This is a genomic window from Humidesulfovibrio mexicanus, from assembly GCF_900188225.1.
Classification (GTDB): domain Bacteria; phylum Desulfobacterota; class Desulfovibrionia; order Desulfovibrionales; family Desulfovibrionaceae; genus Humidesulfovibrio; species Humidesulfovibrio mexicanus.
On sequence record NZ_FZOC01000001.1, the window covers coordinates 589,672 to 615,585 of the forward strand.

Here is a 25,914-nt window from a genome sequence, read left to right on the forward strand (position 1 = left end):
CGGCTTCGGCGGCGGACGAAACCAGTCCGCGCCGCGTCACGAATGCCCCGCCCGCTCCTGTGCGGGGCCTGGTCCGGAGAGCAGGGCCAGGCCTTTGCGCCGCGCCGCCGCATGAAGCGCCTCCGCAAGGCGCCAGCCGACCACCATGAAGAGCCCCAGCACGCCGTACAAGGCGGCGAACCCCACACGATCGCCAAGCCCCCCGACAAACGGCCCCAGGACAATGGGCGGCAGGATGAACAGGCTGCCCAGAATGGCGACGCCGGTTCCGGAGCGACCGCCCTGGCACAGGCGCATGATCAGCGTATAGCCCCAGACGTTTGCGGCTCCCAGCAGGGCGTTGTCGCAGGCCAGCAGCCAGGCGGCCTGCACTGGCGAAGCCCGGCCGCCAAGGGCCAGCCATGCCGAGGCCGCGGTCAGGACAAGGCCGACGGCGCACAAAACGCGCATCAGGACGAGGCTGCCGCACCGCCGCAAGAACCAGCCCGCGGCAAAGGTGCAGCACAGTCCGGCCGGGTAGGCCCACTGCATGAGCACGCCGCCCATGACGGCGCTGCCGAGGCCCAGGTCGGACATGAGCGGCAGGCGCATCTGAAATCCGCTGAAGAGGAAGGCCGTTGGCAAAATGAGCACGGGCATGGCCCAGCGGACCTTGGGCAGCCGGAGCACGTCCGCCAGGCCGCAGACGTCCTCGCCCTGGGGCCGCTCCTGCGCGGCGCACACCGGCGGAATCTCCGGGGTCAGCAGCACGGGCAGGCTCAGCGCCAGCGTCACCACGGCCAGAAGCGCGCACACCGGCCCCCAGCCAAGACGAACATATAGGGTCAGCAGCAGCCCTCCCCCCAGCATCATGCCCACAAAACGCCCGGAAGCCTGGAGCGCAGCGCCCCAGCGCAGCTCTTCCGGCTTCAGGATGTCCGTGGCGTAGCCGTCCACGGCGATGTCGCCCGTGGCCATGGCCAGGTTGTAGGCCAACAGCAAAAGGAAGATTCCGGCGAATCCGGCCACGGGGTCAAGCCGCGCCGCGCAGGCCAGGGCAAGGGCCGCCAGCCACTGCATCGGCGCGATCCAGGACTTGCGGCGGCCCAGGGGGCCGGGCCGCAGCGATTCAAGGCGCGCGGCGTAAAACAGCTTGAGCACCCACGGCAGGTGCAGCAGGAACAGCAGCCCTATTTGCCTGAGCGATGCGCCCTGCTGCCGCAGCACCACCGGCATGGCGCCGAAGACGAAGCCCATGGGAATGGCCTGGGCAAGGTACAGCGACCCGATGAGCGCCAACCTGGCGATCAGGCGCGGCTGCCCGCCCAGGGCCTGGACCGGGGCGTCATGGAGATCCGGTGCGCTGACGGAAGAACGGTGCATGATGAAAACGCCTCCCCGCCCAGAGTTGAAGCGCGCCGCCATGCCTGGCGGGGCGATCCGGGGCGATAGGCAGTATACATGCCCTGCCGGACGAGACGATTCTGCCCAGGGAGGAAGGGATTTTGCTCCCGGAGCGTGGGCGGGAGATCAGCTGGCCACTGCCTGGGCAAGGACCTGGCCGGATGCCGCGGACGAGCGCCAGCCTCGCTGCTGGGCGCGGGAGTATTGCTTGGGCAGCACGCCGAAACGGCGACGGAACGCCGCGCTGAAATGGCTCAGATTGGTATAGCCGATCTCCCAGGCCACCTCGCTCACATTCATGCCGCCGGAATCGAAGAGCATCCTGGCCTTTTGCAGGCGGCACTCCTTGAGATACCCGTACAGGGTGGTCCCATAGAGCTGCTGGAACCCGGCCTGCAGCTTCTGCAGCCCAAGCCCCACTTGGCGGGAAAGTTCCGGAAGGCTCGGAGTATGCGCCACATCCGACACGAGGATGTCCCGCGCCTCGCGCACGGCGCGCAGATCACGGTGCCCAAGCGGGGCGCCCCGTCCCGGCGCGGCTCCGCCGCTCAGGCTGTTCAGCTGCATGGCCAAAAGCTCAAGGGCCTTGCCCTCCAGCATGAGACACGAGGCGCGGCCGCAACCGCCATGGCAAAACATCTGGTGCGCGGCGCCCAGCACGGCCGGATCCATAGGTGCGGTGCGCAGCAGGTCGCCGCAAGCCCCGCCTTCGAGCACGGGCCGAAGCTCCACCGGAACGGCCGAAAGGTCTCCGCGCAGGAGCGCGTGCAGGGCCTCTGGCGAAACGTGCAGGTGCAACAGGCGCAGACGCTCCCCGCGCGCTATCTCCGCCACGGCGCAATGAGGGCCCAGGTGCTTCAGGCCGCCTATCCCCGGCGCGGACCGGGCCAGCGCGAAGCCTGGACGCGCGCCTTTGAAGCGGGCCTCGAAACTGCCGGAAAGCACGAACCCGAAGTCGATGCGGTCGCTCGCGAACTCATGTTCGACGCGCATGTCCGCTCCGGTCTCGCACTCAAGCAGGCTGCACCACAACCCCGGCCGAAGCTCGATCTCCTCTGGCCGGGCCGCACGAGACTGTGCTCCTCCCGCCTTCTGCGCCCCACTGGGATTCGCCGCATCCTGTCGCATAGCCGCTCCAAACGAAATCAACATTCATTATCAATACAAGGCGTGTCATGCGCCCCTAACGGCCGCTTTGTCAAGCCGTCACCCTCTCGCTCTTCAGCGTCACGGTCGGCGTGGGAGGTTCCTCCGGGCGCGCAGAGGAAGGATGGCGCGCCCGGAGGACGGGAGGCATCAGACCCGGAACGCCTCCAGGGAGGCAAGCACTCCACTGGTGCGGTTGCGCACATCGTCCAGGTCGCGGTCGTCGGGACGGTTGCGGATATCGCCCAGACGGCCCGCCAGGTTGAGATCCTCCCGGTGGGCAAGCGCACCGGGCACGTGCCAGGGTTCAAGGGGCAGGTAGCCCAAGTGGCCAAGGAAGGAATCGAGCCATGCCGTGGCGGGCACGGCCTCGCGCACGCCGATGTGCGGACCGCCGTAGGTGCAGAAAGACAGGCCGAAGCGCCCGGGGGTCACGGGGGACGAGGGCAGAATCCCGCCTGCCGTGTTCACGCCCTTGAGGAATGCATGGACCCAATCCATGAGGCGCTTGGTGGGCAGCCAGTCGATGACCGGAGACCCCACGAAGATGAGCCCGTAGCCGAACAGGTCCAGGTCCTTGGCCTCGGACGCCTTGGCAAGATCCGCGCGGCCCCAGCGTTCCAGCACCACCTCGTGGATGGCTTGCGCCACCTTGCGCGTGTTGCCGCCGAGGGAATCATACAGAATGAGCGTGTTCACGAATGCCTCCGTGTCTGTGGTTGACCGGCCGCGCATGGCATCAGAAGCTGTAGCGCAGGCCGGTGTAAATGTTGCTGTCCTTCTTGTGCTGACCGAAACTGGTCCAGGAGTTGTCGCCGGAAAACAGGTTGGCCCCGGCCTCCACGCTCAGCCTGTCCGTGAAGCGGTAGCGCGCCTTGGGCCGCAGGTAGGCGTCGTGGTCCGAAGGCGACCAGCAGGCCTGAAGCGAGAGCTCAAGATCCTGGCCAAGCAGCAGTTGCGTCAATTGCACGGTGAGCACATGGCGAAACTCGTCGCGCGGGCGGCCGGAGGACAGGCTCTCCCGGTATCTGCCGTAGTCGAGCATCTGCTCCACATAGTACTGCACGCTGGCGTTCAGCTCGCGGGCCAGTTCCCAGGCATAGCCCACAAGGGTGCGCAATTCGGAATTGGCGACCGCCGGATCCCTGCCGCTTTCGTCCTGCGTGGACTGATACCAGGCGGTTTCCAGGTTCAGGATACCCGGCCCGAACGGTCCGCGCAGGCTGCCGCCGTAGACGTTGAGCCGGGGAAATATCTGGCGACCGGCCGTGTCCTGGCCGGAGGGCGTTTTCCAGAACCCCCAGTAGCCATAGAGCGCCAATTCCGCGGCGCCCCAGGTGCCGTGCAGCCGCGCCGCGGTCTCCCCATCGTCGAAGGCCCGGTTCGGCGCGCGAGAGTCCATGCGCGAAGCGTTGCCGCCCAGCGAACCCGTGGCGTCGTTCCAGTAGGACAGCCGTTCGCCGGTGACGAAGCGGTCCGGTGTGAACAACGGGGCATACGCCAAATCAAGGTTCCCCGCATCGCTGTACGCGCTCACCTTGACCCCGTCCGTGGGAGCCTTGAGGTACTCCGAATCCCGGCCGGTGTAGAAGGCAACCCAGTCCTTGGCGAACAGGTCGTTCAGGAACACCAGGTCGCCGGTGCCCCAGCTGAGCACTTGCCGACCGGCCTTCACGTCCAGGCGCTCCGAGACCCGCAAAGAGGCCCAGGCCTCGCGCAGGTCGCCCTCCACCCGATCGGTGACGCCGTCGTACCAGACATCGCCCTTGAGCTTGAACTGCGCGTGGTCCCCGTAAACGGCGGCCTCGCCCTGGACGCGCGTCTCGCTGATGGAGCTGCGGCGCTCCTGCGGGTTCCTCTGCAGCCGCGCACCCACGCGTTCCTCTACAAAGCCATGAAGCTCCACAAGGTCCAGCACCCCCGGAGCCGGGGGCGGAGCCTCCCCGAGGGAAGACTCCGCCGACACGGCGGCCAGGCTTGGGTTCTCGCAACGCGCGTCCGCAGGCCAAAGGGCAAGGACCAGCAGCACAGGCGTCACGCGGGCCGCGGCCCAGATGGCGTGCCCAAGGCGTTTCACCGCAAGAACTCGCTTGGTGCGCGGCGCAGGCACCGCTCGGTGAACAGGTCGTCCGACGGCTTCTGGTTGTACCGCACGCGGCTGATGACCATCTCGGTGCTGCCGCCGCTGTCCAGGTCGTTGACGCGCGAGCGCACCGCAGTGGCGTAGGTCGGCTGCCCGGCCTCCCCGGAGGGGATCTTCTCCACGGCCAGGGTCTCGGCCACGCGGTACACCCTGCCCGCGCGATGGTATTCCAGCTTCATGGGCAGGAAGGTCTCCTTGTCGATGTGGGCGACGTAGTGGCTGAATTCCACCGAACGGGGGTTCTTGGGCGTGTTCTTGACGATGTAGTGGCGGTCCGTGGCGCCCACCAACTCATGAATGTCCTCGTCGATGTTCCTGCCGGAGATGTCCTCGTAGAGGAAATCCGAGCCGACGAAGCTGGTGCGCTTGTCGCTGGCGGCGATGCGCTTCACGAGGTCCAGGCTGGGCAAATACATCCAGCGGTCGTCGTCCTGCGCGCCCGGACCGTGCTTGTGGACCATGAACACCATGCGCCGCACATCCGCAGGCTCCAGAAAGCACACGAAGTACTTCTGGGCCTGGTCCTTGGCGTCGCCGTTCTTGCGGATCATGTTGAAACGACGGGTGCGCACGCGCCCCTGCTTGTCCGTTATGGTCATGGTCACCGCGCCGCGCATGTCCGCGCCCTGGTACAGCGCGGCATGGTTCGACCGCGCGACGATGCCCTGGACATCGAGGGAAGACTTGGCCTCCCCGCAAAAGCCCGTTGCGACCAGCAGTCCGAAAAGGACCAGGAAAAGCCCCGCTATGGTCTTCATTTGTCGTCTCCTTGCGCGGAGTCGGCCGCGCGCTGTTCGGAATGCCGGAGCGCAGTCTCCCCCGCTGGTGCGGCGGAGGGGAACAGCCTGCGCTCCCCAAGGGTGATGATGGCCGGGAGCACCACAAGCGTGGACAGGCCGGAAAGCACGAGAATGGAGAACATGAGCAGGCCCGTTGTCTTGTAGGGCACCAGACGGGCCACAAGCATGGGCAGGAAGCCGAAGGCCACGATGACCACGTTGCGGCCGATGGCCCGGGCCGGTTCGGCGAACATGGCCGGGGCCGTGGCCCGCCAGGAGCCCGTTTCGCGGGTGAGCTGCCGCGCGCGCTCCAGGAAGTGGATGGCGAAGTCCACGGCTATGCCCAGGGAAATGGCCCCGAGCACCGCGACGGGCATGTCGTAGTCCAGGCCCAGCACCCCCAGCGCTCCATAGATGGCCAGAATGGTCAGGCTCAAGGGCACGAGGCTGAGCAGCCCCCAGCTCACCGAGCGGAACAGGACCACCATGAGCCCCAGCACCAGGGCGAAGCTGCCCGCGAGCGACCACAACATGCCGTGGAACATCTTGTCCTGGAACACGCTGTTCACGTAATGCAGCCCCGCCCACTGGGCCGAAAGCGGCACCGGGGGAGGAGTGACGCGCATGTAGTCCGAAACGGCGCGCACGGCCGCCTCGGTGCGCAGGCTGTCGCCGCTGGTGAACTGCATGATGACGTTGGCGGAGTCGAATTCCGGCGTCACATAGTGCCAGATGTCGCCCGGCCTGTGCCCCTGCTGGTACTGCATGACGCATTCGCCCACGGCCTGCGCGCTGTCGGGCACGCGGCGGCTTTCCTCGCGTCCGTCCACCAGCTCCTGGCGCACCTTGGCGACGATGTCGGCCAGGGACGTGCTTTTGCCGATGAGCCCTTCGCGCTCCAGATGGCGCTGCATGGCCTCCATGTAGCGCAGCACCTCGGGACGCTTGAAGGCCCGCGAGGTCTCCCGCTCCAGGTCGATGGCGGCCCGAAGCTCGTCATAGGCCACCGCGGCCTGTCCGGAAGCCGCCGCGCCCAGCGCCTCGGCCTCGGCCGCTGCGCGGGAGAACAACTCATCCGTGCTGGCCGCCTTGGCGGCAACGGCCTCCACGCGCACGGCCAGGGTCCGGGCGCAGTCCTGCGCAAGTTGGCCGCCGTCGGGAATTTCCCGCGCAGCCTGTTCCAGCCGATGGGTCAGGCGCTCCACATCGGTGTTCGAAGGCGCTTGCGGCGCGGCGGTGAGCACCAGGGAGGCGGAGTACACCCCGCCGAAGTGGCTGTTGATGGCGGTGTCGGCCTCGCGGATGGGGTGGCCCGTGGCGAAGCGCTTGGCGTAGTTGTCGTTCACCCGCACCTGGGACACGCCCCAGGCCGAACCCAGCATGACAAGCGCGCACAGCGCCAGCACCAGCCTGGGCCTGCGGCAGGCCAGGGCCCCCATGCGCGCCAGGGGACCGGCCAGGCGCGAGGGCTTCTGGGCCTGGCGGGCCGCATGTCCGAACCGTGACAAAATCCTGTCTGGCAGCAGCATGATGTAGGCCGGAACAAAGATGATGGTCACCAGCCAGGCCACAAGCACGCCCACGCCCACGAAAACGCCGAACACGCGGGCCGGCGGAATTTCCGTGCTGACAAAGGAGAAGAATCCGGCCGCCGTGGTGAGCGAGGTGTAGAGCATGGGCATGAACAGGGTGCCCATGACCTCGCGCACGCTTTGGACGCGGCCCTTCTCAGGGGTGTACACCTCGTAAAACTCCGAGAGGAAATGAATGGAGTCGCAGAGCGAAATGGACATGAGGAAGACGGGCAGCATGGAGCTCAGGATGTGCACGGGGAAGCCCAGCCCCACCATGGCCCCGAAGGTGATGACCACGGCCGCCGTGGACACGATCATAGGCAACACCACGATGCTCCAGCGGCGGAACATGACGTAGAGCAGGCCGAAGAAGAGCACCATGGTCAGGGGGGTGGCCACAACCATCTCGCTGAACATCTCCACGCCGATGGCCCCCTCGGCCACGGGCAGGCCCGCAATGTGGTAGCGCTCAGAACCGCCGAATTCAGCGATCTTCTTCTGCAAATCCTCGTACACGCGGTAGCTCAGCAGCTTGTCCGTAAGGGGCAGATAGAGACACAACGCCTTGCCGTCACGCGAGACAAGCTGCCCCACCAGCAGCGGATTGGACAGCGCGCGTTCGCGCACGGCCAGCGCCTCCTCCCGCGTTTCCGGGGGGCCGGGCATAAGCCATTCAAAGGCGATGGACCCCGGCCCGTTCTGGCGCATGTGGTCCACCACGGAGGGGGCCACCATGTCCACCTCGATGACGCCCCCGCCGCGTCCGGGCTCGTCGGGATCGTCGTAGCGCAGCGTGGCGGCGTAGCGCGCCAGCTCGTACACGTGGCGCAGCGTTTCCGCATTGAACGCCCCGTCGGGATTCGCCTCGCAGGTCACGCCCACAAGGATGGTTTCACTCAGGTTGAAGCGCTTTTTGACTTCGTTGTGGAACACCCGGACAGGCTCGTCCGGCTCCAACAAGTTTTCTGGGTCCGTGTCCATGACCATGGACGGAAAGAAAGAGGCGCACACCGCCAGCAACGCCAGCAGTCCGGCCGCCACAAGCCTTGGTTTCAGCAGGCCCAGCGAGGTGAGCCAATCCCGGAGCGCATTCACGCATACCTCATTTAGTTAAGCAGATTAACCATTATGGCAAAAAAAGGGCGCGGCCTAAGGCCGCAACCGCCGGTCCAGCACATCGTCCAAGGCCTCCAACAACACGGAAACCGTGGAGATCTGGCCAAGAGAGAAAGCCTCCAGACGCTTGAGCAGCTCTTCCCGGTCCGCGCCGTGGAAGCGCTCATGGGCCTTCTGCACCTTTTCCCCAAGATCGGTAAGGCTCAGCTGGAACTCCTTGCCGCTGCGCGGAGACGGCTCCTTTCGCAGAAAGCCCTTGTCCACCAGGCGCGTCACGGTCTGCGACGCGGCGCTTTTGGTCACGCCGAAAAACTTCGCCAGCTCGGTGACGCTCATGTGCCCGCGCAGCCCCACAGCCTCCACGGCATGGGCCTCGCGCGTGGTCACTTCAAGCCCCTCCTCCACCGGAATGGGCATGTCCTCGATGCGGGCGTACTTGGCCGCAAAGCGCTGCAACTGGCGCACCGTGTTCAGAATGATCTCTTCCTTGCTTTCCATGGAGCCTCCCTGGCCTCGCCGTACGGCGTTCACGAGCCAACAAGTAAAGCAGCTTAACCATAGTGTCAAGCGCCGGTCACTCGTAAACAGCGAAAAACCACGGCGCCCTCTTCAGGGAATCGTTTTCTGCGATGGGAGGGCGAAGATAGCGGCAGCCTGATGCAAGCAGCCCCAGACAGCCTTGGGAACTTTTGCCGTTCCAGTCGCTTAATGCTTGGAGTCTTGAGAAGATTTTGGATCGTTCCCCGGTGCAACGGTATCGGAATCTCTCCACTTCCCGTCATGGCCCTGTATGCGGACCTCACCGCCTCCAAGATTGGACACGATAGCTTTGGCGCGTCTCTCGGCCTCCGTCTGGGTGCCAAAAACTCCGCTGGCGCGTTCAGCACCAGCCTTTTTCACTGCCCAATCTTCGCCATGCCGTACCACGTAGCGGTCGTTCCCACCCATGGCGCACCTCCTCTGGTTGGCGGAAGCCAACAGGAAACCGAAATCGACACAGACCGCACCCTACCGCCCGCAGTCGCACAGCCCCGAATACACGACCCTGTCCGAGTATTCGGCCTGCTTGCCCTTGTTCCAGCGGGAAACCGGCCGGTAATAGCCCACAATGCGGGTGAAGACCTCGGCCTCGGCCCCGCAGGTCGGACAGTGCTCGTGCTCTCCGGGGATGTAGCCATGGTCCTTGCACACGCTGAAGGTGGGCGTGATGGACAGAAACGGCAGCTTGGTGTTGCGGAAGCTCGTGACGATGAACTCGCGCAAGGAGGCCACATCGGCCACGGACTCGCCCAGGAAGGTGTGGAACACGGTGCCGCCGGTGTACAGCGGCTGGAGCTGGTCCTGGTGCTCCAGGCAGGCGAGCACGTCGTTGGAGTGGCCCACGGGCAGGCAGGTGGAGTTGGTGTAGTACGGGGTGGCGTCGCCGCTGGTGATGATGTCCGCGTAGAGGTTGCGGTCGATCTTGGCCAGGCGGTAGCTGGTGCCCTCGGCGGGGGTGGCTTCGAGGTTGTAGAGGTTCCCGGTCTCCTCCTGGAAACGGCTGGTGATGTCGCGCAGGCGGTTCAGGGTGCGCCGCATGAGGCGCATTCCGTTGTCGGTCTCGATGCCTTTGCCGATCAGGTTCAGGCAGGCCTCGTGCCCGCCCAGCAGCCCGATGGTGGAAAAGTGCCCGCGGAAGCCCTGCTTGAGGTAGCGCCGCGTCCAGGGGAACATGCCGCGCTCCAGGTTGCCGGTGATGAGCTTGCGCTTGAACTCCAGCGCGTCCTTGGCGAGGCTGGCGTACTCCTCCACCAGGGTCAAAAACTCGTCCTCGCCTTGGGAAAGGTAGGCCAGCTTGGGCAGGTTCAGCGTCACCACGCCGATGGAGCCGGTGAGGTCGCCCGCGCCGAAGAGCCCGCCCACCTTGTTCCGCAGCTCGCGCAGGTCCATCTTGAGGCGGCAGCACATGCTGCGCACGTCCTCGGGGGAAAGCTCGGAGTTGATGAAATTCTGGAAGTAGGGCGCGCCGTACTTGGCGGTGAGTTTGAGCAGCAGCTCGCCGATGCGCGACTTCCAGGGGAAGTCCTCGGTGACGTTGTAGGTGGGGATGGGGAAGGAGAAGATCTGGCCGGAGTAGTCGCCGTCGAGCATGACCTCAAGGAAGGCGCGATTGAACATCTCCATTTCCTCGGCGTATTCGCCGTAGGTGGAGTCCATGAGCTCGCCGCCGATGATGACGGCCTCGTTCGCAATATGTTTGGGCGGGGTCAGGTCCAAGGTGAGGTTGGTGAAGGGGCTCTGGCCGCCCCAGCGGCTGGTGGTGTTCAGGTTGAACACGAACTTCTGCACGGCCTGCCGCACCTTTTCATAGGAGAGGCCATCGTGCCGGATGAACGGCGCGAGGTAGGTGTCCACGTTGTTGAAGGCCTGGGCGCCGGCCCACTCGTTCTGCAGGGTGCCAAGAAAGTTCACCATCTGGCCCATGGCGGAGTCGAAGTGCCGGGCTGGTCCGGCGCAGGAGCGGCCCTCCAGGTTGAAGCCCTCCAGCAGCAGGTCGCGCAGGCTCCAGCCCGCGCAGTACCCGGCCAAACCGAAGGACAGGTCGTGGATGTGGAAGTAGCCGTGCTCATGGGCCAGGCGAATCTCCTCGGGATACTTCTCCAGGGCGTAGCGCGCCTGCACCGTGCCGGAGAGGTGCAGCATGAGGCCCTGGAAGCTGTGGCTCATGTTGGAGTTCTCGGCCACGCGCCAGTCGCTCTTGTCCAGGTACTCGTCGATGGTCTCCTTGATGTCGAGGAAGGCCTCCTGCTGATTGCGAAGCTGGCGGCGCTTCTCGCGGTACAGAATGTACTTGCGCGCCACGGAGAACTGGCGCGACTCCATAAGCACCAGTTCCACCATGTCCTGCACGTGCTCCTGCTCCGGAATGTCCACATCCTTGAGCTTGGCCTCCACCTTGTGGGCAAGGCGGCGGCCCAAAAGCGGGTCCTTGATGCCGCTGGCCGAAAGGGCCTTGAAAATGGCCTGGGCGATGCGGTCAGTGGACCAGGTTTCCAGGCGTCCGTCGCGCTTCAGAATCTGCGAGGGCATGTGGCCTCCTTGGCGGGATGTAGTCTTGCAGGGTCAGGGCGAAGCCGGGGGGCAGCAGGTCGCGCACGGTTTCGATGTCGGCGTCGTCGAGCAGAGGCACCTTGGTGGTGCGGAAAAAGAAGGCATCCGGGCGTTTCTCGGCCATGGCAAAGATGCGTGAGAGATTCCTGCGCGCGGCGACCTCGTCCACCGCGCCGCCGGTGAGGGCCGGATACTTGGCAAAAGGGCCTTTTACGTCCACGGCGAAGCGCTGCACCAGCCCCTCGGCCAGCATACACTCCACCACCTCGGGCAACATGCCGTTGGTGTCGAGCTTCACGGGCAGGCCGCTCTTGGCCAGTTCGTGCAGCACGGCCCCCACGCCCGGCACCGTGGTCGGTTCGCCGCCGCTGACCGTGATGCCCGCAAGCCAGCGCGCGCGGCGTGCCAGAAAAGAACGCAGAGCAGGCCGCTCCACCACGGGCAGGGTTTCCATGCTCCAGGCCAGGGCGCCGTTGTGGCAGGTGGGGCAGCGCAAGTTGCAGCCCCCAAGAAAAACTACGCAGCAGGGATGGCCGGGCCAGTCGCACAGACTGAGAGGGGTCAATCCCCGCACATGGTTCCAGGCGATGCTGTCGCTCATTCCCGGTGGTCTCCCCCTGCAAGTGGCGTTTGCCGCGGCCTCTGCACAGGCCCGCCCCAAGGCGACGGCACACAAGTGGAGACCCTACTGCAACAGGAGTTTTCTGTACAGGCGTTGCACGGCCTTCGGCCATCGCCACAAGCTATTTTCAGACTTTTTGACCGATTATTGTCAATGAGCAACAAAAATATCTATTTTTCCACAGGGAGAAAGCATTGCGTGGGCCGGAATACTCACATTTATTTCTAGACAAGGTGTAGAAGAAAATTCCCTGCCTCGCCTGCCCGGCGTTTTCGACATGCCGACCTGTCGGCAGGCTGGGAAAAACGCCTAAAAGCCGCGCGGGAACTCAGCTCGGTCCTCAACACCCCGGCCAATTCCCGCCACAAGCGCACGGGCCGCCCTGTCCCGGAGAGGAACAGAGCGGCCCGTCATGGCTGCCGCGTCGGAAAAAGACGCTCAGAGCGCCGCGTCCAGCAGCAGATTGTCGCGATGGATGGCCTCGGCAAAGGGTGCTTGGCCCAGGACTTCCGCAAGCTCTGCGCTCTTCCTGCCCATGATGCGGCGCATCTCGGCGGCGGAATAGTTGGACAGGCCCACGCCCACTGTGGCCCCGGCCTCGTCCTCAATGCGCACCAACGCGCCGCGCGCAAAGCGCCCCTCAACGGCGCGCACGCCGGCGGGCAACAGGCTCTTGCCCTTTTCGCGCAGGGCCTTGGCCGCGCCCACGTCCACCTGCACGCTGCCGGCCGGGGTGTCGTGGTAGGCCAGCCAGAACTTGCGGTGCGACACCGTGCGCGCCAGGGGCAGCACGAGCGTCCCCAGGGCCTCGCCCCGGAACACGCGGTCCAGGGGAATACCCTCGCGCCCGGAGACGATGAGCGTGGCCACGCCCAGTTGCGCGGCCCGGCGGGCGGCCCTCAGCTTGGAGTACATGCCCCCGGAGCCCACGCTGGTCTTGCCGTCGCACATGCCCTCGATATCCAGGGACTCCACGTCCTCAATGACCGGCAGACAGCAGGCGTCCGGGTGCTTGTCCGGATTCTTGTCGAACACGCCGCCCGCGCTGGTAAGGTTCACAAAAAGCTCCGCGCCCACCAGATCCACGATGAGGCTGGCCAGGGTATCGTTGTCGCCGAACTCCAGCTCGGCCACGGCCACTGTGTCGTTCTCGTTGATGACCGGGATGACGCCCCAGTCCAGCAGGCGGCGCATGGTGTTGCGCGCGTTCAAAAAGCGCTTGCGGCTCTTGAGGTCCTCCCGCGTGAGCAGGATCTGCGCCACGGTCTTGCCGAAGCGGCCGAACTCTTGGTCGTACTCGTGCATGAGGCGGCTCTGCCCGATGGCCGATGCGGCCTGGCGGGAGGGCAGTTCGGAAAAGTCTATGGACTCGGCCCCGGCCACGCTCTGGCGGATGCGCGTACGTCCGGCGGCCACCGCACCGGAGCTCACCAGCACCACCTTGAGGCCCCGGTCGTGCAGCATGGACAGCTGGTCCACCAGCCGCCCGATGGCGCGGGCGTCGAGCCCGGCTCCGCAGGTGAGCACCGCGCTGCCGACCTTCACCACCACTGTGCGCGCACGGGACAGGATGTCCGCACGCAGGCTCTCCGCCGCCCCGACCATCACTCCTCCTCGTCCTCGAAGCCCGCTGCTTCGCCCCAAGGCTCGGCGCCGAAATTCCGCGCCCCTTCGGCATCGGCCTGGTCCTCTTCAGCCCAGTCGACGGCGCCGGCGTCGCCCATGCGCCGCCACATCTCGTCCAGAAGCGCGGGCAGCCCCTCTCCCGTAAGGGCGGAGACGAAGAGCACGCCTTCAGGCGCGTTGGCGCGCAGGGCCTCCATACGTTCAGCGGACAACACGTCGATTTTGTTGATGACGCGGATCTGCGGCTTTTGGGCCAGCTCCGGGTCAAAGGCGCGCAGTTCCTCGTCCAGCATGGCGAAGCCCGCAGCCGGGTTCTCCGGGTCGGCGTCCTCGCCGCTCAAGATGTGCACCAGAAATCGCGTGCGCTCCACGTGCTTCAAAAAGGTGTGGCCCAGGCCCAGGCCTTCGCTGGCCCCCTCGATGAGGCCGGGAATGTCGGCGATGATCAGCCTGCGTCCGGCGAGCTCCGGGGTCTGGCCCTCCACCACGCCGAGGTTTGGCGTAAGGGTGGTGAAGGGGTAGGCGGCGATCTTGGGCCGCGCGGCGGAAACGGCCGAAAGGAAGGTGCTCTTGCCCGCGTTGGGCAGGCCGAGCAACCCCGCATCGGCAATGACCTTGAGCTCCAGGCGCAGGCGTTTCTCCTGGCCTGCCCTGCCCGCCTCGGCGCGCTTGGGCGCACGGTTCACGGAGCTCTTGAAGTGCAGGTTGCCGCGTCCGCCATCGCCGCCGGGGCAGGCCACGAAGCGCTGGCCCGCGCGGCGGAGGTCGGCCAGCATATGGCGCTCGCCGTCGTCGGCCTCGAAGAACAGCTGCGTGCCCACGGGCACCTCGATGACCAGGTCCTCGCCACCGCGCCCATTCTTGTCCTGGCTCTGCCCGTTCTGGCCGTTTTCGGCCTCGAACAGGCGCTGGGCGCGGAAGTCGTACAGGGTGAGCAGCCGCGGGCTGGCGCAAAAGACCACGTCGCCGCCCTTGCCGCCGTCGCCCCCGTCGGGGCCACCCTTGGGCAGGTTCTTAGCGCGGCGCAACGAGGCGCTGCCGTTGCCGCCCTTGCCCGAGCGAACCGTGATGACCGCCTCGTCCACGAATCTCATGTCGCTGCACCCCGAAATGGAAAACGGGCAGGAGCCGCTGTGTCAGCCGCTCCTGCCCGCGCTATGGTTCAATCCTGGAGCCGCCTGCGATTAGGCGCTCACGGGGAGGATGTGCACCCTGGTCTTGACCTTGTTGTTGCGGGTGTACTTCTCGTACTTCACCTCGCCGTCAACAAGGGCGAACAGGGTCCAGTCCTTGCCCACGCCCACGTTCTTGCCGGGGTGGATGCTGGTGCCCACCTGGCGAACGAGGATGTTGCCAGCCAGGACTTTCTGGCCGCCGAAGCGCTTGACGCCGCGGCGTTGGCCGGCGCTGTCGCGTCCGTTTCTGGAGCTGCCGCCCGCTTTCTTGTGAGCCATTGTCTCCTCCTTGCCTCTTAGGCCTGGATGGCCTTGACCTTCAGGCTGGTGTAGTCCTGACGGTGGCCGGTCTTCTTGTGGAAGTCGTTGCGGCGCTTCTTCTTGAAGATGATGATCTTCTCGCCACGACCATGGCCCAGGACCTCGCACGCCACGGTGGCGCCTTCGACGTACGGGGCGCCGATCTTGGCCTGGCCGCCGTCGGACACAAGCAGGACTTTGTCCAGGTTCACCTCGGCGCCGGGATCGGCCTGAAGAAGCTCAACCTTGAACTCGAGTCCCTGTTCCACGCGGTACTGCTTACCGCCGGTCTCGATGATTGCGAACATTGCGAATACCTCCATCGCGTAAGAGGCGTTCTCTTATCTTGAGGTTCATCAAAAAGTCAAGGGCCGTGGCCGCATTTTTTCGGCTCCGGCCTTTTATGCGCGCGCAACGGCCAGCACGTCCACACTTTTCGCACCAGCGGCAAAAAGGATCCTGGCGCACTCCTCTAGGGTCGCGCCCGTGGTCATGATGTCGTCCACCACAAGCAGGGCCGCGCCGGACACCCGCCATTCCCCGGCGGCAAAGGCCCCACGGATGTTCTGCGTCCGCTCCTCGCGGGCCAGGCGCATCTGCGGGGTGGTGCGCCGGACGCGCCGCAGGGCATGGTCCCATATGGGCAGATCGTGGCGCGCGGCGATGCGCCGGGCCAACTCACGGCTCTGGTTGAACCCTCGGGCGAGCAACCTGCGCGGATGCAGCGGCACGGGCGCAAGCGCATCGTAACGCCCCGCGCCGCCAGCAACACCAGCTTCATAGGCGCGCAGGGCGAAATCCTGCAGCAACCGTCCGCACCCAAGGCGTCCCTCGAACTTGTAGGCCCAGATCAGCTCCTTGAGCCGCCCCTGGTAGCGCCCGTAGCACAGCGCCCGGCCCCAGGCGCGCGGCGTCTCCAGGCAGCGCGCGCACAGCGCCCCCCCCAAGGACGGGACGGGCAGGGGCTCGCCGCAGCCCAGGCAACATGCGCCCGCTTCCGGGGCAAGCTCCTCCCGGCAATCGGGGCACAGGCCGTCACCGGGCACCGACAGCACCGCCCCGCACGCCGCGCAGCGCGATTCCGCAAGCAGCAGTCCGCCCCAAAGCCCGCGCGCGCGCATCGCAAGCGATTCACGCATTGCGCGCCGCCTGCACGGCCGCCTGCCCGGCTTGGCGACCCAGCCCGCGCACCGCGTCCAGGGCATCGGCGTTGGCAGCGAATTCGCCCCGCGCATCCACACCGCGCAGGCCCAGGGGCTCGGCCAACTCCAGGCCGAAATTCACCAGAAAATATTTGAGGGTGAGCCGCGCGCCCTCGAAAACCATCCGCCCGCCCGGCTGCCCCGCCACCAGGCAGGCGAAGGCCCGGCGCTGCGGCAGGGCCGCGATCCAGGCCTCGCCCTTGCGCCGCGCCTCCCAGAAACGCTGGGAGCGGTCCACCCAGGTTTTGCAACGCGACGGGAGCCCATAAAAGTAGATTGGCGACGCCACGACCACCGCATCCGCGCGCATGAGCGCGGCGAAAAGTTCCTCGGCCTGGTCCTTCCCGGCCAGCACGCAGCGCGAGCCGTTGTCCTTGGCGCAGGCCAGGCAGGCCAGGCAGGGCAGTACGGAGAAATCGCGCAGGGCCAATACGCGCGCCCGCGCTCCGGCCTGGCCCGCAGCTTCGGCCACAACCTGCGCCGCGGCGTCGGAATTGCCGCCCGCCCGGTGGCTGCACGCCAGCACCAACACCTCGCCCGTCATCGATCGTTCCCCGGCTTGCGGCGCGCCACGGCCGTCACCTGCCCCTTGTCCTCATCCGCGCGGTCCCATTCCAGCGTCCAGCCACCGGCGATGAACACCGCGTCCTCCACGTTGGGCGCAAGCTGCGGCTTCACCAGAAACAGCAACTCGTCCTCGCGGCTCAAGCGGAGGTGCCACCCGACCTCCATGCCAACGCCTCAGCACTTGTCGCGCAAATCTATGGTCGCCATGGGCTCCCCTGTACCGTCTCCCGCCGACCTAGAACATATCGTGCAGAAAGAACGGGTTGTGCGTACGTTCCGCAGCCACTGTGGTGTCCAGGCCATGGCCGGGGTACAGCGCGGTATCATCCGGCAGGGTGAAGATTTGCTCCAGCACGCTTCGTTTGAGCGCCTCGGCGCTGCCGCCGGGGAAATCCGTGCGGCCGACGGAGCGGTAGAAGATCAGGTCGCCCACAAAAGCGGCCTTGGCCTGGGGGAAATAATAGGTGACGCTTCCGGGCGTGTGCCCCGGCGTGGCCAGGCAGCGGCATTCCAGGCCGATGTAGCGGGATTGTCCAAGCGGAACAGGCTGGCTCGCAAAGGGGGTGACCACGGGAAACCCGAACACGCCGCCCTGCCCCAGTTCGGTGTCCATAAGATAGGCGTCCGCGGCCGGGGCCAGCACCGGCGCGCCAGTGGCCTCGGCCAGGCTGGCGCAGCCGTAGATGTGGTCAAAATGCAGATGCGTGACGAGGATGTGCTCCACGCTGAGCCCTTCCGAACGCAAAAAAACGAGCGCCTCGGCGGGATCGCCGCCAGGATCCACCACAAGGGCGCGGCCCTGGTGATCCAAAATGTGGCAATTGGTCTCAAGCGGTCCCAGGGGGAAGGACGTGATGCGCATGGGGACAAGCCTCCGAAGGCGTTCTTGACCGTACGGTAGCCGCAAGCCAGCCCCCTTGGCAAGCAGCCCCTTCACAAGACGGCCCCACTTCCTGTACTGTACGTATATGGGCAATACCTCCGCGCGGCAGCATTCCGGAATCACAAACAATACTTGGAGCCACACCGCGAATGAGGAAATGCCCGCCTTTTTTCTGCTCCGCATGGTACAAATGGACACTGTTTTGATATACACTCGGCTTCCCGCCGGACAGGGCGGAGACCGCAGCCTCACGGGACACGGATGACGCTACGCAAGGCAACCTTTCTTTGGCTGACCGCCAGCACCCTGGCGCTCATCGGCGCGCTGGCGCTCATTTTACATCTGGTCATCAGCTCCACCTTCAGCGGGCTGGAGCGCGAGCACGCCATGCGCGACATGGAGCGCGCGCGCAACGCGCTGGCCCAGGAGCTCGCCGCCCTGGACGAGACGGCCGTGGACTGGGCCGCCTGGGACGACGCCCGCGAGTTCTTGCTCCGCAAAGGCGGGCACGACTTCGTGGAATCGAACCTGAACGACCGCACGCTGGCCTCGCTCCGGCTTTCGGCCCTCGCCTTTCTGAACCGCCAGGGCGAGCCCGTGTGGGCTCACGGCTTTGTGCCCATGCAGGGCACGCAGGCGCCCCTGCCCCGCGAGCTGAGCGACGAGTTCACGCCCGGATCGCCCCTTTTGGCGGCGAACAGCGTCGAGGACCGCGTCAAGGGCTACATGCTGCTGCCCCAGGGGCCGATGCTCGTGGTCGCCTGCCCGGTCACCGGCAGCGAAGGCGTTGGCGAACCCGTGGGCACGCTGGTGATGCTACGCGCCCTGGGACCGCAGGAAACGGCGGCCCTGGCCGAGCGGGTGCGTCTGTCCCTCTCCATAGAACGGGCGGACGCGCCGCCCAGCGCCGATGTGTCGCAAATCGCCGGCACACTCACCGGCGGCATGGCTCTGGGTCCGGTTTCCCCGGAGCGGTACTGCGCCGTACGGATCCTGCCGGACCTCTGGGGTCGGCCGGCCCTCCGGCTGGTGCTGCGCGACACGCGGGAGATCATGAACCTGGGCGACAGGGCCATGCTCGTCTCCCTCGCCTGGATGATCGGCGGGGCGGTGCTGGCCTTCGTGGCCCTTTTGGCCCACCTGGAGCGACACCTGCTACGCCGTCTGCGGCTGCTCAACGAGCAGGTGAAAAACATCGGGGCGGACGCCGACATCCTGCTGCCGGAACTGGGTTCGGCCTGCCCCATCTCCGTTCCGCTGGGCCGCGTGGACCTTCACGGAAGCGACGAGTTGTCGGCCCTGGCCATGCGCATCAACGGCGCAATCCGGCAACTGGAACGCTCACGCGAGGGGCTGGCCACCCAATGCGCGCTTACCCAGGAGCAGGAAAGCTATCTCCAGCAACTGCTCGACTCCATTCAGGCCGGGGTGATCCTCATCGACCCGGACACCCGCCTCATCCGCGAGGTCAACGCCTTTGCGGCGGCAAGCGTCGGCCGCACGCGCGACGAAATTGTCGGGAACCTGTGCCACGGATTCATCTGCCCCACCGCCGAAGGCAGATGCCCGGTGGCCGACCTGGGCAAACCCGGCGAGCACGCGCTGGGCACGCTCCTGCGCGCCGATGGTTCGCAGCTTCCCGTGCTCAAAAGCGTCTCGCGCATTGAGCGCAGCGGCAAGCCCTTGCTCCTGGAGACCTTCATCGACATCACCGACCTGCAACAGGCCCAGGAGGCCCTCAAGCGATCCGAAGAGAGCTACCGCGCCATCTTCATGAACACCGGCACGGCGACCATGCTCGTCGACCCGGACACGACCATCGCCCTCGTCAACCAGGAATTCGAGAAGCTCTCCGGCTTCTCCAAGGCCGAGGTGGAGGGACGGCGCAGGTGGACGGAGTTCTTTGTGGCCGACGACGTGGAGTGGATGCTCCAGCACCACGTGCGGCGCCGCCAATCGCCGGAGCTGGCCCCCCGCAATTATGAAGCGCGCTTCCTCACCAGCAGGGGCGACGAACGCGTGGTGCGCATGACCGTGGGCATGATTCCGGAGACCAAGGTCAGCGTGGCCTCCATTGAGGACATCACCGAGCGCAAGAAGGCGGAAGAGCAGTTGCTCCACCAGGCCCTGCACGACGGCCTCACCGGTCTGCCCAACCGCCAGCTGCTGCTCGACCGCCTGGAGCACGCCATAGAATCGGCGCGCGGCGAGGGGCATGAGCTGGCTATTCTGCTCATGGACCTGGACCGCTTCAAGGACGTGAACGACTCCCTGGGGCACGGCGCCGGGGACCGGCTGCTCAGGATCGTGGCCGGGCGGCTGCGCGAGGCCGTGCCCCGCAGCGACACCGTGGCCAGGCTGGGCGGCGACGAGTTCATCGTGGTGGCCGATTGCGCCCATGGCCGGGAGACCGGCGCGCAGCTGGCCGAAACGCTGCGCGCGGCCTTTTCGGCCCCCTTCGAGCTGGATGGAGAAACGCTGCACATGGACATCTCCGTGGGCATCGCGCTGTTCCCGGCCCACGGCGAAACCCCAGAAACGCTCCTCAAATGCGCCGATCTGGCCATGTACCGGGCCAAGGAAGGCGGACGCAGCACGTACGCCTTCTTCACCAGGGAGCTGGACGAGCAGGTGGCGCGACGCATGACCGTGGAAGGCTGGCTGCGGCGCGCCCTGGACACCGGGGGCGTGGAGGTGTTCTTCCAGCCCAAGATATCGCAGCCCGGAAACCGCATCGCCGGGGCCGAGGCCCTTGTGCGCCTGCGCCATCCCGATGGCGCGCTCATCCCTCCGGCGGAGTTCATCCCCGTGGCCGAAAACACCGGCCTCATCATGCCCCTTTCCGCCCTGGTGCTGCGCGAGGCTTGCCGCTGCGCCACCGCCTGGCGCACCGGCCCCCACCAGGACTTCGTCATGGCCGTGAACCTCTCGCCCAGGCAGTTCCAGCAGCCCGGCCTGGCGGACCGCATCCGCGCAATACTGCAGGAAACCGCGACCCCGCCGGAAGCCCTTGAATTCGAGATCACCGAAAACCTGCTCCTGGACAACAGGCCGGAAACCCTGGAGACGCTCTCCGAACTGCGGCGCATGGGCGCGGGCATCGCCCTGGACGACTTCGGCAAGGAATATTCGTCCTTAAGCTACATAAAGAAGCTTCCCGTCCAGGCCATCAAGATCGACCGCTCCTTCATCGACGGCCTGCCGGGCGACGAGGACGACGCCAGCATCGTCAAGTCCGTGCTCTCGCTGGCCCAGGGGCTGGAGCTGCGCGTGGTGGCCGAGGGCGTGGAAACCCGCGCCCAGCTCGATTTCCTTGTGGGGCTCGGCTGCAGCGAATTCCAGGGCTATCTGTTCAGCAAGCCCCTGCCCGCCGTTGACATGCAGACGCTTCTGGGGCAGTCGGACCCGTTCCCCCTGCCCTAAGCACCTTCGCACAAAGGACCGCCATGCCGTTCTCCTCCGCCCAGCGCCAACTGCTCGTCACCTGCCCCAAAGGGCTGCCCCCGCTGCTGGCGAAGGAAATCGCCGCGATGGGCCTGCCCGCGCGGGAGCTGACCGCCGGCGTGCTGACCACTGGAGACATGCGCCAGTGCATCCGCCTGAATCTGGCCCTGCGCACCGGCCACCGCGTGCTTCTGGAGCTGGCGAGGCTGCGCGCCCCGGACCCGGCCGCCCTGGAGCGGGAGCTTTCCCGCCTGCCCTGGGAGGACATGATCCCGGCGGACGGGCACCTGACCGTTGATTCCAGCGTGCAGAACGAGCATGTGCGCGATGGCCGCTTCGCCAACCAGAAGGCCAAGGACGCCATCGTGGACCGCATCGCCTCGCGCAGGGGGCGCAGGCCGAACTCCGGGCCCGAGCCGCTGGGCGCGTGCGTGTTCCTGCACTGGCGCGGCGATGCCGCCACCGTGTACCTGGACACCACCGGCGCGCCCCTTGCCCGCCGGGGCTACCGCAAAATGCCCCACAGGGCCCCCCTGCAGGAGACGCTGGCCGCGGGCATCGTGCTGGCCACGGGCTTCGACGGCTCCGGGCACTTCCTTTCCCCCATGTGCGGCAGCGGCACGCTGGCGGTGGAGGCGGCCCTCGCCGCCCTGGGCCGCGCGCCGGGGCTTCTTCGGCCGGACTTCGCCTTCCGGCACCTGCTGGGCTTCGATCCAGAGGCGTACGCCGCGCTCCGGCGGGAGGCCCAGGCCGTGGCGCGCAAGACCTTCCCCGGCCGCATCGTCGCCAGCGACAACGACCCCGAGGCCGTGGCCGCGGCCCGGCAAAACGCCCGCACGGCAGGCGTGGAGGAGCACATCGAATTCGCCGTGTGCGACTTCCGCGAAAGCCCCGTGCCCGACGAAGGTTCCGGCGTGTGCGTGTTGAACCCGGAATACGGCGCGCGCCTGGGCGACACGCCCGGACTTGAGGCCGTGTACGCGGGCATCGGCGATTTCTTCAAAAAGCGGCTCGCCGGATGGCGCGGCTTCGTGTTCACCGGCAACCCAAGCCTGGCCGCGAAGGTGGGCCTCAAGCCCCGCCGTAAGACGCCCTTCTTCAACGCCAAGATCGAATGCCGCCTGCTGGAGTACGAACTGTACGCGGGCAGCCGACGGACCCCGCGCCCCGGCCAGGACGAAGCGTCCGGCCAAGTCGAAGCGTCCGGCCAGGCCGAAGGCCCGATGCAGCCAGCCGGGCCTGAACAGGCCGATTGACTCCGGAGCGCGGCAAAGGTAGTCCACGGCCATGCGCCCGCCACTTCGGCCCGGAGCGCCACCGCACCGGAGAATCCCGTGACCGCACCGCATCTGCGCGCCCTCATCGTGGACGACGAGGCCCCTGCCCGCGACGAACTGCTGTATCTGCTTGAGGCCCACCCGGACGTGGAGGCCGCGCAGGCGGCAGGCGCGCGCGAGGCCATGTCGGCCCTGGCGCACGGCGGCTTCGACCTCGTGTTCCAGGACATCCAGATGCCCGGCGAGGACGGCTTCGCCGTGCTGGCTGCGGCCCAGGAACTGGAGCGGCCGCCCCTGTTCGTCTTCGTCACCGCCTTTGACCAGCACGCCATACGGGCCTTCGAGGAAAACGCCGCGGACTATCTGCTGAAGCCCGTGGCCCCGGACCGGCTGGCCAAAAGCCTGGGCCGCGTGCGCAGGGCGCTTGCCGAACCCGCGCCCCAAGATCTGAGCCTGGCCATCGAACGCCTGCTTTCTTCGGCCGGAAGAGACGCCGCGCGGCCGCTCGGGCGCATCGCCGTTGAGCAGGGGGGCCGCATCGCCCTCATCCCCACGTCCAGCATCCTCTTCATCGAGGCCGACGAAAAGCGGCTGGTGGCCGTGACTGCCTGCGAGCGCCTGACCTGCCACGGCCTGCCCACCCTGGCCAAGGCGGCGGAGCGTCTGACCGGACAGGCCTTCTTCCAGGCCAACCGCGCCCAGTTGGTGAACCTGGAGCACATCGTCGAGTTCACGCCCTGGTTCGGCGGCAAGTACTGCGTGGTCATGGCCGACCCCGCCAGAACCGAAGTGACCGTGAGCAGAAACCGCGTGCGCGCCTTCAAGCAGCGCCTGGGCATCTAACACGCCGCCGTCATGAACGACTTCTTCAATCCCCAGGTTCCGGAGCTGTTCCTCAACCTCTCCCAGCGCTTCGGCCTGCTTTTGGCGGGCTGCTTCGCGGTGATGACCGTCACCGCCATCGACAAGCTGGGGCCGCGACGCGACAGGCCCGCCTGGGCCACGGCGCTCTTGACCGTGCTCTTCGGCCTTTTCGGGGTGCTGGGCACCTATTCCGGCAACACGGTGTTCCAGTCCTTCGCCAATCTGCGGGGCATGGTGGTGGTCACGGCCGGGCTCTTCGGCGGTCCAGTGGTGGGCGTCGGGGCCGGGCTTATCGCCGGGGGGCACCGCTACCTTATGGACATCGGCGGGTTTTCCGCCCTGCCCTGCGGATTGGCAACGCTGCTGGAGGGCGCCGCAGCCGGGTTCATCGCCCACAGACGGCAAGCCCACGCGCTGGACTGGCGCCTGGCCATGCTGCTGTGCCTGGGCGGCGAAGCCATACACCAGCTGCTGGTGCTGGGCCTGGCGCGCCCCTTCCCCACCGCCGTGGCCGTGGTGCAGGTCATCGCCCTGCCCATGATCGTGTTCAATTCCCTTGGCGCGGCGCTACTGGTGCAGGCGCTGAACCTGCAAATGAGCTACCGCCAGGCCAGAAACCGCGACTTGGCCCGGCAGATCCTCTCCATCGCCAACCAGACCCTGGCGCACCTGCGCTCCGGGCTCACCGAGACCTCGGCCCGCGCCACCGCGGCCATCATCCTGCGCGAGGCGCAGGCGCCCGCCGTGGCCGTGACCAGCGGCCTCACCATCCTGGCGCACCTGGGCGCTGGCGAGGACCACCACACCATCGGCTGTGAGGCGCGCACCAAGGCCACCCACAAGGTCATCGAGACCGGCGAGCCGCTCTTCGTGCGCGACAAAAGCGACATCTGCTGCTCCGACCCCAATTGCCCCCTCACCGAGGCCATCATCGTGCCCCTGCGCAAGGGTGATGGCATCCTCGGCTGCCTGAAGCTTTACGGCACCCGCCGCCAGCCCCTGGACGAGACGCTCTTCGAACTGGCCAAAGGCCTGGCCGACCTCTTCTCCACCCAGCTGGAGCTGGAGAACATCGGCATCAAGAACCAGCTGCTGGCCCACGCGGAGATCCGCCGCCTGCAGGCGCAGATCAACCCGCACTTCCTGTTCAACTCGCTGAACACCATCGCCAGTTTCTGCCGCACCGCGCCCTCCCAGGCCCGCGAACTTCTGCTGGACCTCTCGCGCTACATGCGACGCAACCTCGACTCCAGCCGGGGGCTCATCCGACTCTCGGACGAGATCGAGCAGACAAACGCCTATCTCGCCATCGAACAGGCCCGCTTCGGGCAACGAATCCGCGCAGAGGTGGACATGGGTCCCGGTGCGGAGGACTGCGTCACCCCCCCGCTCATCGTCCAGCCCCTTGTGGAGAACGCCGTGCGCCATGGCCTTCTGCCCCGGCCAGAGGGCGGACTGGTGAAGCTCACCGCCTGGAGGGAGGACGGGCACCTGCTGGTGGAGGTGCACGACGACGGCGTGGGCATGAGCCCGGAGCAGGTGCGCGCCATCACCACCGCCACGGAGCTGGAGTCCTTGAGCGAAGGCGTGGGCGCGCGCAACTCCAACCAGCGTCTGGTGCAGCTCTATGGCCCGGCCTACGCCATGGTGGTCATGAGCTCTCCGGGCGAGGGCACCAGCATCAGCCTGCGCATTCCGCAGTAGTCCCACCGCCGCTTCATCCGCCGGATTCGCCCTTTCATACGCCGAAGACGCCATTTCGGCTCCGGCCCATTGCTTCTTCCGCCCGGCGTGGCCTAATGGTGCCGTAATCCCAAATGCGGACGCGTCCTCCGGCTGGCCGAAGCGCGCGCCCAACACGAACATATTTCCCCCAGGAGGCAGACGCCCATGATGATCTTCCTGTTGTGCACGGCCGCGCTCATCGTCGGCTATTTCACCTACGGCGCCATGGTGGACAAGCTCTTCCAGCCGGATGTCTCGCGCACCACGCCCGCCATGTGCATGGCCGACGGCGTGGACTATGTGCCCATGTCCAAGCCCAAGATATTTCTCATTCAGCTTCTGAACATCGCGGGCCTCGGCCCGGTGTTCGGCCCCATCCTGGGCGCGCTGTACGGCCCGGCGGCCCTGGTGTGGATCGTCATCGGCACCATTGTGGCCGGCGGCGTGCACGACTACTTCTCTGGAATGCTCTCCCTGCGGTACCGGGGCGAAAGCATTCCCGACGTGGTGGGCTACAACCTGGGCAACGGCTTCAAGCAGTTCATGCGCCTGTTCTCGCTGATTCTGCTGCTGCTGGTGGGCGTGGTCTTCGTGCTCGGCCCGGCCAAGCTTTTGGGCAAGCTCTCCGGCATCGAGGTGGGCCTGTGGGTGGCGGCCATCTTCGCCTACTACTTCCTGGCCACCATCCTGCCCATCGACAAGATCATCGGCCGCCTGTACCCCGTCTTCGGCGCCATTCTCATCTTCATGGCCGTGGCCATGCCCCTGGCGCTGATGAATGAAGGCTACAACATGTTCCCCAACCTGACCCTGGCCAACCTGCACCCCAAGGAGCTGCCCATGTGGCCGCTCATGTTCATCACCATCGCCTGCGGGGCCATCTCCGGGTTCCACTCCACCCAGTCGCCGCTCATGTCGCGCTGCGTGTGCAACGAGCGTGAAGGCCGCTTCATCTTCTACGGCGCCATGGTGGCCGAAGGCTTCATCGGCCTGGTGTG

The 25,914-nt window shown here is 66.5% G+C and carries 22 protein-coding genes and 1 pseudogene; 5 read left to right on the plus strand and 18 right to left on the minus strand.

Annotated elements, in window-relative coordinates; genetic code table 11:
* Positions 1–36 precede the first annotated feature (36 nt).
* The 18 genes from CHB73_RS02795 to CHB73_RS02880 all read right to left on the minus strand — a co-directional run bounded on the left by CHB73_RS02795 (position 37) and on the right by CHB73_RS02880 (position 17,585).
* Complete coding sequence (locus CHB73_RS02795) at positions 37–1,362, minus strand: MFS transporter (protein WP_179216864.1); 1,326 nt, start codon at positions 1,360–1,362, stop codon at positions 37–39.
* 147 nt (positions 1,363–1,509) lie between these two features.
* A complete protein-coding gene (locus CHB73_RS02800; RefSeq protein WP_179216865.1) occupies positions 1,510–2,511 on the minus strand; it encodes a helix-turn-helix transcriptional regulator in 1,002 nt (333 codons plus the stop codon).
* Between the two features lie 168 nt (positions 2,512–2,679).
* Positions 2,680–3,228 carry a flavodoxin family protein gene (locus tag CHB73_RS02805; protein WP_089271839.1) on the minus strand — a complete coding sequence of 183 codons (549 nt, stop codon included), beginning with the start codon at positions 3,226–3,228 and terminating at the stop codon, positions 2,680–2,682.
* Between the two features lie 40 nt (positions 3,229–3,268).
* Positions 3,269–4,606, minus strand: a complete 1,338-nt coding sequence (locus CHB73_RS02810) for a DUF1302 family protein (protein ID WP_089271841.1) — start codon at positions 4,604–4,606, stop codon at positions 3,269–3,271.
* Positions 4,603–5,430 carry an outer membrane lipoprotein-sorting protein gene (locus CHB73_RS02815; protein ID WP_089271843.1) on the minus strand — a complete coding sequence of 276 codons (828 nt, stop codon included), beginning with the start codon at positions 5,428–5,430 and terminating at the stop codon, positions 4,603–4,605. Before CHB73_RS02815 ends, CHB73_RS02810 begins: the two co-directional genes overlap by 4 nt.
* On the minus strand, positions 5,427–8,120 hold the full coding sequence (locus CHB73_RS17045; RefSeq protein ID WP_179216866.1) for an efflux RND transporter permease subunit: 2,694 nt from the start codon (positions 8,118–8,120) through the stop codon (positions 5,427–5,429). The genes CHB73_RS02815 and CHB73_RS17045 overlap by 4 nt, the downstream gene beginning before the upstream one ends.
* 54 nt (positions 8,121–8,174) lie before the next feature.
* The gene (locus CHB73_RS02825; protein ID WP_089271845.1) at positions 8,175–8,639 is read right to left on the minus strand and encodes a MarR family transcriptional regulator; all 465 of its coding nucleotides are present in this window, start codon (positions 8,637–8,639) and stop codon (positions 8,175–8,177) included.
* 207 nt (positions 8,640–8,846) lie between these two features.
* Positions 8,847–9,089: a DUF2188 domain-containing protein gene (locus tag CHB73_RS17305; RefSeq protein WP_089271847.1), complete on the minus strand. Its 243-nt coding sequence runs from the start codon at positions 9,087–9,089 to the stop codon at positions 8,847–8,849.
* Between the two features lie 60 nt (positions 9,090–9,149).
* Positions 9,150–11,210, minus strand: coding sequence for a ribonucleoside triphosphate reductase (locus CHB73_RS02835; protein ID WP_089271849.1), 2,061 nt, complete (start codon positions 11,208–11,210; stop codon positions 9,150–9,152).
* Positions 11,158–11,832, minus strand: coding sequence for an anaerobic ribonucleoside-triphosphate reductase activating protein (locus CHB73_RS02840; protein ID WP_089271851.1), 675 nt, complete (start codon positions 11,830–11,832; stop codon positions 11,158–11,160). Before CHB73_RS02840 ends, CHB73_RS02835 begins: the two co-directional genes overlap by 53 nt.
* 459 nt (positions 11,833–12,291) lie before the next feature.
* A complete protein-coding gene (gene proB / locus CHB73_RS02845) occupies positions 12,292–13,458 on the minus strand; it encodes a glutamate 5-kinase (protein WP_089271853.1) in 1,167 nt (388 codons plus the stop codon).
* Positions 13,458–14,573 carry a GTPase ObgE gene (obgE, locus tag CHB73_RS02850; RefSeq protein WP_089271855.1) on the minus strand — a complete coding sequence of 372 codons (1,116 nt, stop codon included), beginning with the start codon at positions 14,571–14,573 and terminating at the stop codon, positions 13,458–13,460. The genes proB and obgE overlap by 1 nt, the downstream gene beginning before the upstream one ends.
* A 90-nt stretch (positions 14,574–14,663) precedes the next feature.
* Complete coding sequence (gene rpmA, locus CHB73_RS02855) at positions 14,664–14,933, minus strand: 50S ribosomal protein L27 (protein ID WP_089271857.1); 270 nt, start codon at positions 14,931–14,933, stop codon at positions 14,664–14,666.
* A gap of 17 nt (positions 14,934–14,950) precedes the next feature.
* Positions 14,951–15,262 carry a 50S ribosomal protein L21 gene (rplU, locus tag CHB73_RS02860; RefSeq protein ID WP_089271859.1) on the minus strand — a complete coding sequence of 104 codons (312 nt, stop codon included), beginning with the start codon at positions 15,260–15,262 and terminating at the stop codon, positions 14,951–14,953.
* 93 nt (positions 15,263–15,355) lie between these two features.
* Positions 15,356–16,093 (minus strand): ComF family protein, encoded by a 738-nt coding sequence (locus tag CHB73_RS02865; protein WP_089271861.1) that lies wholly within the window; start codon positions 16,091–16,093, stop codon positions 15,356–15,358.
* A complete protein-coding gene (locus CHB73_RS02870) occupies positions 16,086–16,700 on the minus strand; it encodes a flavodoxin family protein (protein WP_089271863.1) in 615 nt (204 codons plus the stop codon). The genes CHB73_RS02865 and CHB73_RS02870 overlap by 8 nt, the downstream gene beginning before the upstream one ends.
* A complete protein-coding gene (locus CHB73_RS02875; RefSeq protein WP_089271865.1) occupies positions 16,697–16,888 on the minus strand; it encodes a hypothetical protein in 192 nt (63 codons plus the stop codon). Before CHB73_RS02875 ends, CHB73_RS02870 begins: the two co-directional genes overlap by 4 nt.
* 70 nt (positions 16,889–16,958) lie before the next feature.
* Positions 16,959–17,585, minus strand: a complete 627-nt coding sequence (locus tag CHB73_RS02880; RefSeq protein WP_089271867.1) for an MBL fold metallo-hydrolase — start codon at positions 17,583–17,585, stop codon at positions 16,959–16,961.
* 282 nt (positions 17,586–17,867) lie between these two features.
* Between CHB73_RS02880 and CHB73_RS02885 the strand changes: the two genes are divergently transcribed.
* From CHB73_RS02885 to CHB73_RS17310, 5 genes and pseudogenes are all read left to right on the plus strand, one after another.
* The gene (locus CHB73_RS02885; RefSeq protein ID WP_089271869.1) at positions 17,868–21,029 is read left to right on the plus strand and encodes a bifunctional diguanylate cyclase/phosphodiesterase; all 3,162 of its coding nucleotides are present in this window, start codon (positions 17,868–17,870) and stop codon (positions 21,027–21,029) included.
* A 23-nt stretch (positions 21,030–21,052) separates the two neighbouring features.
* Entirely contained in the window at positions 21,053–22,306 is a 1,254-nt protein-coding gene (locus CHB73_RS02890) for a THUMP domain-containing class I SAM-dependent RNA methyltransferase (protein ID WP_089271871.1), read from the plus strand.
* A 78-nt stretch (positions 22,307–22,384) separates the two neighbouring features.
* Positions 22,385–23,170, plus strand: coding sequence for a LytR/AlgR family response regulator transcription factor (locus tag CHB73_RS02895; protein WP_235641480.1), 786 nt, complete (start codon positions 22,385–22,387; stop codon positions 23,168–23,170).
* 12 nt (positions 23,171–23,182) lie between these two features.
* Entirely contained in the window at positions 23,183–24,895 is a 1,713-nt protein-coding gene (locus CHB73_RS02900; RefSeq protein ID WP_089271873.1) for a LytS/YhcK type 5TM receptor domain-containing protein, read from the plus strand.
* A gap of 189 nt (positions 24,896–25,084) precedes the next feature.
* Positions 25,085–25,855, plus strand: a pseudogene (locus tag CHB73_RS17310) (carbon starvation CstA family protein); the annotation flags it as partial.
* Positions 25,856–25,914: the final 59 nt, after the last annotated feature.

Bases quoted from the DNA above. Each gene is read 5' to 3' on its own strand.
- CHB73_RS02815 (WP_089271843.1), bottom strand. From the start codon at position 5,430: ATGAAGACCATAGCGGGGCTTTTCCTGGTCCTTTTCGGACTGCTGGTC.
- CHB73_RS02875 (WP_089271865.1), bottom strand. From the start codon at position 16,888: ATGGAGGTCGGGTGGCACCTCCGCTTGAGCCGCGAGGACGAGTTGCTG.
- obgE (WP_089271855.1), bottom strand. From the start codon at position 14,573: ATGAGATTCGTGGACGAGGCGGTCATCACGGTTCGCTCGGGCAAGGGC.
- proB (WP_089271853.1), bottom strand. From the start codon at position 13,458: ATGGTCGGGGCGGCGGAGAGCCTGCGTGCGGACATCCTGTCCCGTGCG.
- CHB73_RS02800 (WP_179216865.1), bottom strand. From the start codon at position 2,511: ATGCGACAGGATGCGGCGAATCCCAGTGGGGCGCAGAAGGCGGGAGGA.
- CHB73_RS02865 (WP_089271861.1), bottom strand. From the start codon at position 16,093: ATGCGTGAATCGCTTGCGATGCGCGCGCGCGGGCTTTGGGGCGGACTG.
- CHB73_RS02880 (WP_089271867.1), bottom strand. From the start codon at position 17,585: ATGCGCATCACGTCCTTCCCCCTGGGACCGCTTGAGACCAATTGCCAC.
- rplU (WP_089271859.1), bottom strand. From the start codon at position 15,262: ATGTTCGCAATCATCGAGACCGGCGGTAAGCAGTACCGCGTGGAACAG.
- CHB73_RS02885 (WP_089271869.1), top strand. From the start codon at position 17,868: ATGACGCTACGCAAGGCAACCTTTCTTTGGCTGACCGCCAGCACCCTG.
- CHB73_RS02900 (WP_089271873.1), top strand. From the start codon at position 23,183: ATGAACGACTTCTTCAATCCCCAGGTTCCGGAGCTGTTCCTCAACCTC.
- CHB73_RS02795 (WP_179216864.1), bottom strand. From the start codon at position 1,362: ATGCACCGTTCTTCCGTCAGCGCACCGGATCTCCATGACGCCCCGGTC.
- CHB73_RS02870 (WP_089271863.1), bottom strand. From the start codon at position 16,700: ATGACGGGCGAGGTGTTGGTGCTGGCGTGCAGCCACCGGGCGGGCGGC.
- CHB73_RS17305 (WP_089271847.1), bottom strand. From the start codon at position 9,089: ATGGGTGGGAACGACCGCTACGTGGTACGGCATGGCGAAGATTGGGCA.
- CHB73_RS02840 (WP_089271851.1), bottom strand. From the start codon at position 11,832: ATGAGCGACAGCATCGCCTGGAACCATGTGCGGGGATTGACCCCTCTC.
- CHB73_RS02835 (WP_089271849.1), bottom strand. From the start codon at position 11,210: ATGCCCTCGCAGATTCTGAAGCGCGACGGACGCCTGGAAACCTGGTCC.
- rpmA (WP_089271857.1), bottom strand. From the start codon at position 14,933: ATGGCTCACAAGAAAGCGGGCGGCAGCTCCAGAAACGGACGCGACAGC.
- CHB73_RS02825 (WP_089271845.1), bottom strand. From the start codon at position 8,639: ATGGAAAGCAAGGAAGAGATCATTCTGAACACGGTGCGCCAGTTGCAG.
- CHB73_RS02890 (WP_089271871.1), top strand. From the start codon at position 21,053: ATGCCGTTCTCCTCCGCCCAGCGCCAACTGCTCGTCACCTGCCCCAAA.